5 protein-coding genes are annotated in these 10,149 nt (G+C 75.1%); 2 read left to right on the top strand and 3 right to left on the bottom strand.

Annotated elements, in window-relative coordinates:
• Both AB0K43_RS29965 and AB0K43_RS29960 read left to right on the top strand, forming a co-directional pair.
• A partial coding sequence (locus tag AB0K43_RS29965) for an SDR family NAD(P)-dependent oxidoreductase (RefSeq protein WP_363645285.1) occupies positions 1-1,828 on the top strand: 1,828 nt, incomplete at its 5' end.
• Positions 1,829-2,107: 279 nt separating this feature from the next.
• The gene (locus AB0K43_RS29960; protein WP_363645283.1) at positions 2,108-2,983 is read left to right on the top strand and encodes a HemK/PrmC family methyltransferase; all 876 of its coding nucleotides are present in this window, start codon (positions 2,108-2,110) and stop codon (positions 2,981-2,983) included.
• A 59-nt stretch (positions 2,984-3,042) separates the two neighbouring features.
• Here AB0K43_RS29960 and AB0K43_RS29955 read toward each other — a convergent pair whose 3' ends face one another.
• From AB0K43_RS29955 to AB0K43_RS29945, 3 genes are all read right to left on the bottom strand, one after another.
• Complete coding sequence (locus AB0K43_RS29955; protein ID WP_363645281.1) at positions 3,043-3,879, bottom strand: ABC transporter permease; 837 nt, start codon at positions 3,877-3,879, stop codon at positions 3,043-3,045.
• Positions 3,876-4,886 carry an ATP-binding cassette domain-containing protein gene (locus AB0K43_RS29950; RefSeq protein WP_363645279.1) on the bottom strand — a complete coding sequence of 337 codons (1,011 nt, stop codon included), beginning with the start codon at positions 4,884-4,886 and terminating at the stop codon, positions 3,876-3,878. The genes AB0K43_RS29955 and AB0K43_RS29950 overlap by 4 nt, the downstream gene beginning before the upstream one ends.
• Before the next feature lie 74 nt (positions 4,887-4,960).
• A complete protein-coding gene (locus tag AB0K43_RS29945) occupies positions 4,961-10,111 on the bottom strand; it encodes a beta-ketoacyl synthase N-terminal-like domain-containing protein (RefSeq protein WP_363645277.1) in 5,151 nt (1,716 codons plus the stop codon).
• Between the last annotated feature and the right edge of the window lie 38 nt (positions 10,112-10,149).

Raw genomic sequence — 10,149 nt, 5'->3', positions numbered from 1 at the left:
GGCGATCAGTGCGGAGCAGTTGGGCTCTTCTGGTGGGGACTCGTTGTTCCGGGTGGAGTGGGTGCCGGTGGCGGCAGGCGAGCCGGTGGCGTTCGCCGAGCTCGGCGTGGAGGGTCTCGCCGGGTTGGTGGAGGTGCCGCTGGTGGTGGTGGTTGCGCTGGATGGTGGTGAGGTGCATGCCGAGGTTGGCGGGGCACTCGCTCTCGTCCAGGGTTGGCTGGCGGAGGAGCGGTTCGCGGGCTCCCGGTTGGTGTTCGTGACGCGTGGCGTGGTGGCGGGGGTTGACCTGGCCGGGGCTGCGGTGTGGGGTCTGGTGCGGTCGGCGTCGTCGGAGGAGCCGGGCCGGTTCGGGCTGGTGGATCTCGCGGACAGCGGCGAACTGCCGCCGGGGGTCCTGGGCTTGGACGAGCCGCAGGTGCTGGTCCGAGGCGGCGAGGCCTTCGTGGCGAGGCTCGCCCGGGCGCAGGCGTCCGGTGCGGCTCAGGAGTGGGACGGACGTGTCCTGGTGACCGGTGGTACCGGTGGACTGGGCCGTCTGGTGGCCCGGCACCTGGTGGTGGAGCACGGGGTGCGTCAGCTGCTGCTGGTCAGCCGTAGCGGTATGAGCGCAGAAGGCGCCGAGGTGCTGGTCGGCGAACTGGCCGGGCTGGGTGCCGAGGTGCTGGTCGAGGCCTGTGACGTGTCGGACGCCGATGCGGTGAACGCACTGGTCGGCCGGCACGGCGGGATCCGCGCGGTGGTGCACACCGCCGGTGTGCTGGACGACGGCATGATCGGCTCGCTGACGCCCGAGCGGGTGTCGGCGGTCCTGCGGCCGAAGGCCGATGCCGCGTGGAACCTGCACCAGGCGACCAAGGATCTCGACCTGACCGCCTTCGTCCTCTTCTCCTCCGCCGCCGGCACACTGGGGAACGCCGGGCAGGCCAACTATGCGGCTGCCAACGCCTACTTGGACGCGCTCGCCGCACACCGCCGGACGCTCGGGCTGCCGGGTGTGTCCCTTGCCTGGGGTCCGTGGGTCGGTACCAGCGGGATGACGGGCGAGCTGACCGAGGCCGAGATCGAGCGGATGAGCCGGGCCGGTATGCCGCCGCTCACTGTGGAGCACGGGCTCGGGCTGCTCGACGCGGCGGTGGCCGGTGCTGAGCCGTGCGTGCTGCCGATCCGGCTTGACCTGGCGGTGCTCGGGGCCGGGGGCGGGGTGCCGGCGCTGCTGCGCGGGCTGGTCCGCCCGCAGGTGCGGCGGGCGTCGGCGGCGGGTGCGGGCGGCAGCGGTGACGGCGGGGAGCTGCTCCGACGGCTGTCGGCGCTGCCGGAGGCCGAGCGGCGCGAGGCGTTGCTGGTGGCGGTGTGCGGCCAGGTCTCGGGCGTACTCGGGCACGGGCAGGCGGACGAGGTGGATCCGCAGCGCAGGTTCCAGGACCTGGGGTTCGACTCGCTGACGGCGGTGGAGCTGCGCAACCGGCTGAGTGCGCTGTCAGGGGTCCGGCTGTCGGCCACGCTGGTGTTCGACTACCCGACCGCGCAGGAGCTGGCGGACCACCTGTACGGACGGCTCGAACTCGGCCCGGAGCCGACGGCCGGCCCGGCCGCGCTGCTGGCCGAACTGGAGCAGCTGGAGCGGGCGTTCGGCGAGACCGAGGTGGACGAGGAACTGTTCGCCCAGGTGGCCGGGCGGCTGGAGGTGCTGAGGTCGAAGTGGCAGGCTCGGGGCGCTGCGGCGACCGGGCCGGCCGTAGCGGGCGGTGCCGAGGAGGCGTTCGACTTCGACGCGGCCTCGGACGACGAGATGTTCGATCTGCTGGACAACGAGCTCGGCCTCTCCTGACTGCGGAGAGATCGAGTGCGCCCGCCGAGCCGCGGGGGTTCGCCGTCGCAGGCGTCCCTCGCGGCTCAGCCTGCCCCAATGTCTGGACTCTCACCTAGCTCCCGCTGTAGCAGGGTTGACGCGCACCGGCCCGGCGGTTCGGCCGGGCCGGGGAGTTCGCGGACTGACGGAGCGAAGGAAGACGCTGCGGTGAGACCAACAAGACCGGTGGGACCGGAGAGCCAGACGAGACAGCAAGGACCCGGCGGGGAGGTGGGCCGGCCAGGAGCGGCCGGGCCGGTGACGCTCGGGGAGTGGCTGGAGGAGGCCACCCGGGAGCTGGAGCCGGCCGTGCAGGCGGCTGCGCGGCCCGAGGCGGAGCAGCTGGCCGCGCGGGTGCTGGGTGGCGAGACGGAGGCGCTGGCGCCGGAGCGTGAGCTCGACGGGCGGGCGGTCCGGCGGCTGCGGGACCTGGTGTCGAGACGGGTGGCCGGTGTCCCGCTGGGACATCTGACCGGGGTGGCGGGCTTCGCCGGACTCGAACTGGTGGTCGGCCCGGGGGTTTTCGTCCCACGGGCGCACAGCGAACTGGTGCTCGAGGCGGGCCTGCGGGCGGTGGCTGGGGTGGTGGCCCCGGAGGTGGTCGACCTCTGTTCGGGGTCAGGGGCGATCGCGCTGGCGCTGGCGCACCGGCGGCCGGACGCGCGGGCGCAGGCGGTGGAGTTCGACCCCGTCGCGGCGGACTTCGCGCGGCGCAACGCCGCGCGGCGGGCCGCACTGGGGGACACCGCGATCGTGGTGCACGAGGGCGGGGTGACCGGGGCCGGCCGGCTGACCGGGTTGGACGGGCAGGCGGCGCTGGTCCTGGCGAATCCGCCGTTCATGCCGGAACAGGCCGAGGTGTCGGACGAGTTCGGCCGCTACCAGCCGAGACAGGCGATCTTCGGCGGGGCGGACGGGCTCTGGGTGGTCCGCCAGGTGGTGGCCGCCGCGACCGGCCTGCTGCGTCCCGGTGGCACGCTCGTGCTGGAGCACGGACACCTGCACGGCGCCACGGTGCCGGCCCTGCTGCGCGGCACCGGTCAGTTCACCGAGGTGACCTGTCACCCGGATCAGGACGGCTGGCCGCTGTACACCGTCGCGGTCCGGGCCGAGGGCGGGCCGGCCGCGAGCTGAACGGACGTTCCCCTCCCGGCGCGCCGGTGCCAGGAGGGGAACGTGGTGGAGCGGGCTCGTCAGCCCTGGCCGAGGGGGCGGCGGAAGCCGGTGGCCGCGAGGGTCGCGCCCACGGCCGCGACGCCGGCGCCGAGCAGCAGCGCGGGCAGCGCCGCCGTGGACCCGGGCAGGCCGAGGGCCAGCGCACGGGTCGAGTCGATCGCGTAGGTGAGCGGGTTGAGCCGGGAGACGGCGGCCAGCCAGTCCGGCAGATCGGCGACCGGGATGTACGCGCTGGAAGCGAACATCATCGGGAGCACGGCGATCACCGCCAGGTTCTGGATCGGCTCGGCGCGGCGCAGCCAGGCCGCCGCCGCGATGAAGACCCAGGCCAGCGACCAGCTGATGAACAGGGTCAGGGCGACCGACTCGGCGATGGCGGTGACGCCGCCGTGCGGCGCGTAGCCGAGCACCGTGGTGCCCAGCAGCAGGATGATGCCGGCTTGGATCGCGCTGCGGACCAGGGTGGCCAGGCTGCGCGCGACCAGCAGCGAGCCGGGGGCGACCGGCATCGAGCGGAGCCGGGAAACCAGCCCGTTCTTGAGGTCCTCGACCAGCCCGATACCGGACTGGACGGCGGACTGCACCGCGTTGTCCACCAGCACGGCCGGCAGCACGAAGTCCAGGTACTTGATGCCGGGCGGGAAGTGCGGCGGTGGCCCCATCTTGCTGAATACCTGGGTCAGCACGAACAGGGTGATCACCGGCTGGAGCAGGCCGAAGAGCAGCACGGCGGGGTCGGTCAGCAGCGCGCGGACGCAGCGCCAGGTGAGCACGCGGACCTGGGTGAGTGCTGAGCTTCCCTGCCAGGTGAGGGTGGTGGCGGTTGCCCGGGGGGCCGCGAGGGAGGTGGTCACGGGGTGGCTCCTTCAGGGAGCAGCAGGGAGGAGCCGGCCGGGTGGCCGGAGAGGGTGAGGTAGACGTCGTCGAGGCTGGGCTCTCCGTAGATGAGCTCGGCGGCCTCGATGCCGACCTGGTCGAGGGCCCGGACCACGGCGGCGATCTCCCGGGAGCCGTCGGCCGGGAGGACGACCGCGCCGTCCTCCCGGCCGGTCACCGGGGTCAGGCCCGCCCGGCGCAGGGCGTCGAGGGCGGTGTCCCGGTCGTCGGCGGGGTCGAGGTCGATGGTGACGGTGCGTCGGCCGACCCGGGCCTTGAGGTCGGCGGCGGTGCCGCTGGCGATCACCGAACCGGCCGAGAGCACCGTGATCGAGTCGGCGAGGCGGTCGGCCTCCTCCAGGTACTGGGTGGTGAGCAGCACGGTGGTGCCCTCGGCCACCAGGCCCTCGACGATCTCCCACAGGTTGAGCCGGCTGGCCGGGTCGAGGCCGGTGGTCGGCTCGTCGAGGAAGATCACCTCCGGGCGGCCGACCAGGCTCGCGGCCAGGTCGAGCCGGCGGCGCAGGCCGCCGGAGTAGGTGCGGGCCCGGCGGTCGGCGAGCTCGGTGAGGCCGAAGAGTTCGAGCAGCTCGTCCGCCCGGGCCAGGGCGGCCCGGCGGCCCGCACCGAGCAGCCGGGCGAGCAGCAGCAGGTTGTCCCGGCCGCTGAGCTGGCCGTCGACCGAGGCGAACTGGCCGGTCAGCCCGATCCGTTGCCGCACCTGACGGGCTTCGCGGGTGACGTCGTACCCGGCGATCGAGGCCCGGCCCTCGCTCGGGGCGAGGGCGGCGCTGAGGATGGAGACCAGGGTGGTCTTGCCCGCGCCGTTGTGGCCGAGCAGCGCCAGGACGGTGCCCCGGCGGGCCGAGAGGCTCACCGAGTCGAGCGCTCGGACGGAGCCGAAGGTCTTGCCGAGGCCGTGCGCCTCGATCATCGTGTCCCCTCCAGCGCGCGCGGGGGCGGGGAGCAGGGCGGGTGCGGTCATGCTGTCTCCAGGAGGGGGCGTCGCTCGGCGTTCATCGGCACGTGTCCGTCAGCGGGCGTCTCGGCGGGCGTCCGTCAGTCGGCGTCCATCAGGCGGAAGAGGTCCTCGTCGGTGGCGGCGTCGAGATCGAGGTCGGGGGCGGCGGACCGGACGGGTGCCGGGGCGCAGCGTCGCGCGAGCTCGCGGAGCCGGGTGGCGGTGTCCGGTTCCACCGGTCGCCCGTCGCCCAGCAATTCGTCGAGTTCATCGAGGAGTTCGGTGGCCGAGCGGGCGGCGGCCGGGGCTCCGGACGGGGTGTGCAGCTCGGTCCGCAGCAGCCGGACCACGGCGGCGGGCGTCGGGTGGTCGAAGACCAGCGTTGTGGTCAGTGCCGCGCCGGTGGCGGCCGTGATCCGGTTGCGCAGCTCGATCGCGTTGACCGAGTTGACGCCCAGATCCTGGAAGGCCTGCGCACCGCCGAGCTCCTCGGCCGGCCGGCCGAGGACGGCCGCCGTCGCGTCGAGCACCAGGCCGAGCAGCACCTTGTCCTGCTCGGCGTCGGTCAGTCCGGCCAACTGTATTGCAGGGGTAGGGAGTTCGGTGGTGGCGCAGGCGGTCAGGGCCGGGCCGGGGGCGGCGGAGAGCCAGTACGCCCGGCGCCGGAACGGGTAGCTCGGCAGCTGGACGGCCCGGGCGCCCGGCAGCACGGCCGCCCAGTCGACCGGTACGCCGTGCAGGTGCAGCCGCGCGACCGCGGCGAGGGCGGCCCGCCCTTCGTCCCCGTCACCCGGTCCGGCCGTCAGCACGAGGGCGGTGCGGTGCGGGGCGGCCGGCTCGGCGAGGCACTCCTCCAGCATCGGTGCGAGCGCCGCCGAGGGGCCCAACTCCAGGAAGACGTCGACGCGTTCGCGTCGTAGCTGGTCGACGGCGGCGCGGAAACGGACCGGCTCGCGGACCTGGCGCACCCAGTACTCCGGGTCGCGGGCCTGGTGCTCGGTGAGCGGGCGGCCGGTGACGGAGGAGATCAGCGGGACGGTCGGCGCGGCGAAGGAGAGACCGGCGATCGCGGTACGGAACTCCGCCAGCATCGGGTCCATCAGCGGGGAGTGGAAGGCGTGGCTGACGGCGAGCCGCTTGGTCCGGTGGCTCGCCGCCCGCAGCCGCTCGTCGAGACCGGCCAGGGCCTCGGTCGCGCCGGACAGCACCACGGACTGCGGTCCGTTGACGGCGGCGACCGACACCACCTCGTCGAGCCCGGCCAGCCAGGGGCCGAGCTCCGGCTCGGGGATCCGCACCGCGAGCATCGCCCCGCCGCCGGGCAGCGCCTGCATCAGGCGGCCCCGGGCCGCGACCAGCGCACAGGCGTCGGCGAGCGGGAGCACCCCGGCCACGTGGGCGGCGGCGAGCTCACCGACCGAGTGCCCGGCCAGAAGCCCGGGGCGGACGCCCCAGGACTCGAACAGCCGGTACAGCGCCACCTCGTGGGCGAACAAGGCGGGTTGGGCGTAACCGGTACGGTCGAGCGCCGAGGCATTGCCGAGCACGGTGGCGAGCGGCTGGTCGAGCAGAGGGTCGAGTGCGGTCCGGATCTCGCCTAGGGCCGCCGCGAAGACCGGGAACGCACGGGCCAACGCCTCGCCCATGCTGAGGTGTTGACTGCCCTGGCCGGTGAACAGCACGGCGAGGCGGCCGTCCCCGGCCCGCTCGCCGCCGGTGACCGGAAGCACGGCCGAGGGCCGGCCGGCAGCGAACGCGGTCAGCGCGGACCGGAGTTCGGCCGGGTCCGCGCCGAGCACGAGGGCCCGGCGGGGGTGCACGGCCCGGGTGGTGGCCAGCGCGAGGGCGGTGTCACGCGGCGGATGCGCGTCGGCCCGCTCCGCGAGCCGTCCGGCCTGCTCCCGCAGCGCTGCCTCGTCCCGCGCGGAGAACACCCAGGGGACCACGGGGGCGCCTGCGGCGGTCAGGTCGTGCCCCACGACGGCCAGGTCCGGTGCCACGTCGGCCGGTCCGGTCCCGGAGTCCCTCACCTCCGTCGGGGCCTCCTCCAGGACGACGTGGGCGTTGGTGCCGCTGATCCCGAAGGAGGAGACCCCGGCGCGCCGGGCGCGCCCGGCCTCGCGGGGCCAGGGGCGCGGTTCGGTGAGCAGCCGTACCTCGCCCGAGGCCCAGTCGACCTCGGTGGAGGGTGCGGTGACGTGCAGGGTGCGGGGGAGCTCCTCCTGCTGCAGGGCCTGGACCATTTTGATCACACCGGCCACGCCCGCCGCGGCCTGGGTGTGGCCGAGGTTGGACTTGACCGAACCGAGCCAGAGCGGCCGCCCGGGGTGGCGGTCCCGGCCGTAGGCGCTGAGCAGGGCCTCGGCCTCGATCGGGTCGCCGAGGGCGGTCCCGGTGCCGTGGCCCTCGACGGCGTCCACGTCTGCGGGGGTGAGACCGGCGGCGGCGAGGGCCTGGCGGATCACGCGCTGCTGGGCGGGGCCGTTGGGGGCGGTGATGCCGTTGGAGGCGCCGTCCTGGTTGACGGCGGAGCCCCGGACCAGGGCGAGCACTTGGTGGCCGTGGCGGCGGGCGTCGCTCAGCCGCTCCAGGACCAGCAGGCCGACTCCCTCGGCCCAGGCCGCGCCGTCGGCATCGTCCGAGTAGGCCTTGCACCGGGCGTCGGCGGAGAGCCCGCGCAGCCGGGAGAACTCCACGAACGCCGTCGGCGTGGCCATCACCGCCACCCCGCCGGCCAGCGCCAGCGAGGACTCGCCGGAGCGGAGCGAGCGGCAGGCCAGGTGCAGGGCGACCAGTGAGGAGGAGCAGGCGGTGTCGACGGTGAGGGCCGGGCCCTCGAAGCCAAGGCTGTAGGAGATCCGGCCGGACAGCGCGCTGCCGGCCGTGCCGATGGTCAGTAGACCCTCCAACTCGGCTGCCGCGCCCGCGCGGTGGGCCGCGTAGTCGTGGTACATCGCGCCGGTGAAGACTCCGGTGCGGCTGCCGCGCAGGGTGGTCGGGTCGATCCGGGCGTGCTCCAGGGCCTCCCAGGCCGTCTCCAGGAGCAGGCGCTGCTGGGGGTCGGCGGCGAGCGCCTCGTGCGGGGAGAGGCCGAAGAAGGCGGCGTCGAACTCGGCGGCGCCCGCAAGGAAGCCGCCCTGGCGGGCGTACGAGGTGCCGGGGTGCTCGGGGTCGTCGTGGAACAGCCCGGTGAGGTCCCAGCCCCGGTCGGACGGGAAGTCGCCGACGGCGTGGCCGCCTTCGGCCACCAGCCGCCAGAGCTCCTCGGCCGAGCCGACGCCGCCGGGCAGTCGGCAGGCCATGCCGACGATCGCCACCGGCTCGTCCTCGGCGGAGGCGGTGGCCGGCAGGTCCACCGGCGCTGCGGGCCGTCCGGAGAGCAGGCGGGCCACGGCTGCGGGGGTCGGGTGGTCGAAGCCGAGACCCACCGGCAGCGGTCGGCCAAGCGCCTCGGCCAGCAGGTTCCGCAGCCGGATGGTGCGGACGGAGTCGAGCCCGTGGGCGCGGAAGGCGGTCTCCGGGCCGATGGGCGGGGTCGGCTCCGCGTCGTCCGGCTGGTCCAGCACCCGGGCCACGCAGGCGCGCACCAGGTCGAGCGCCTCGGCGAAGTCCGGCAGGTCCGGGCCGGGGCCGGCGGCAGCGGGCAGCTCGGCGGCGACCAGCTCCTCCAGGGTCCGCCGGTGCAGCTTGCCCGCCGGGGTGAGGGGCAGCGCCTCGACGGTCAGCAGCTCCAGCGGGATCTTGTAGTCGGCGACCCCGCGCTCGCGCAGGTACTCCGTCACCGCGCCGAGCCCGACCGGGGACTGCCGGGTGAGCACCAGGCAGGGGTACTCGCCGAGCCGCTCGTCCCGCTTGCCGACCACGGCGAGCGGCCCGATGCCGGGCAGGTCCGCGAGCGCGGCCTGCACCTCGGTGGCGTCGAACTTCCGCCCGCCGACGTTGATCAGCTCGGCCGCGCGGCCGTGGAAGCGCAGCCGCCCGTCCGCCGCCAGGCTCGCCCGGTCACCGGTGCGCAACCAGCCGTCGGGGGTGATCGCGGCCGCCGTCAGCTCCGGCTCACCGTGGTAGCCCCGGAACATGCTGGGGCTGCGGTACTGCAGGTCGCCGGCCTCGCCCGGGGGCAACTCCCGCCCGTCCGCGTCGACCACCCGGACACGGGCGCCGGGGGTGGGCCGGCCGACGCTGCGCGCCGGGACCTCGGCCGGGTCGGCGGCGGCGGTCCGGGTGCCGGTGCCGAGCTCGGACATGCCCCACACCACCACCAGGGCGCTGCCGAGGATGTCCCGGACGGCGCCGACCAGCGCGGGGGGAACGGCGGCGCCGGCCGTACGGACCTCGTACGGACGGAAGCCGGCCGACTGCCCGGTGCGGGCCAAGGCGGCGACCACGTCGTGCAGCTGGGCGGGCACGGCGAAGACCGCGCTCGGGCGGCTGCGCCGGGCCAGGGCGAGGAAGCGGTCGGTGTCCCAGCCGCGCAGCAGCACCTGGCGGCAGGCCCGGAAGAGCGCGGTGTGCAGCGACTGGAGGCCGAACAGGTGGGTCAGCGGACAGGCCGTCAGGATCGCGCCGGCGAAGGCCTCGCCGCCCTCCACGGCGACCGGCGCGGTGTTGGAGAGCAAGCCGTCGTGGCTGTGCAGGCAGAGCTTCGGCCGGGCCGAGGTGGTGCCCGAGGAGGGGATCAGCACCAGCGGCTGCTCCGGCCGGACCTCGACCCGGTGCGGGTGGTGGCCGGCCCAGAGCGCGAGCAGCGATCCGAGCGGTCGGGCCGGACCGGTGACGGCTTGCTCGTCCTCTGCTGCCACCAGGACGGCCCGGAGCGAGGGCACCTGGTCGAGCAGCCGGTGTCCGTCGGCGGCCGCCTCCGGGCCGAGCACCACCGCGGCCGGGTCGACCCGGCGCAGCAGTGCGAGCACATCGACGCGGCCGTTGCCCGCGTGGACGGGCAGCAGCACCGCGCCGACGGTCGCGATCGCGACGTGCAGGGCCTGGTACTCCCAGCAGTTGGGCAGCTGGACGGCGACCACGTCGCCGGGCCCGACGCCGAGCTCCTGCAGCGCGCGGGCCAGGGCGTACACCCGCTGCTGCCACTCCCGCCAGGTCAGCTCCTGCTCGCCGTCGACCAGGGCGACGGCGTCCGGGGCCACCCGGACGGCCGCTTCGAACACGGCCGGGAGCGTGTGGCCGCCCAGCGCCGCCGGAGCACCGGCGGACGGATCGAACACGTAGTCATCGCTGTGGACGGACACCATCACTCCCGAAGAGTCCCTGGGGGTTTGCCGCTCCCATG

The sequence above is a fragment of the Kitasatospora sp. NPDC049258 genome (genome assembly GCF_040678895.1).
Classification (GTDB): domain Bacteria; phylum Actinomycetota; class Actinomycetes; order Streptomycetales; family Streptomycetaceae; genus Kitasatospora.
This window is presented reverse-complemented; position numbering and strand designations above follow the sequence as displayed.

Coding starts and splice junctions, on each gene's coding strand:
- AB0K43_RS29950 (WP_363645279.1), bottom strand. CDS start 4,886: ATGACCGCACCCGCCCTGCTCCCCGCCCCCGCGCGCGCTGGAGGGGAC.
- AB0K43_RS29945 (WP_363645277.1), bottom strand. CDS start 10,111: ATGGTGTCCGTCCACAGCGATGACTACGTGTTCGATCCGTCCGCCGGT.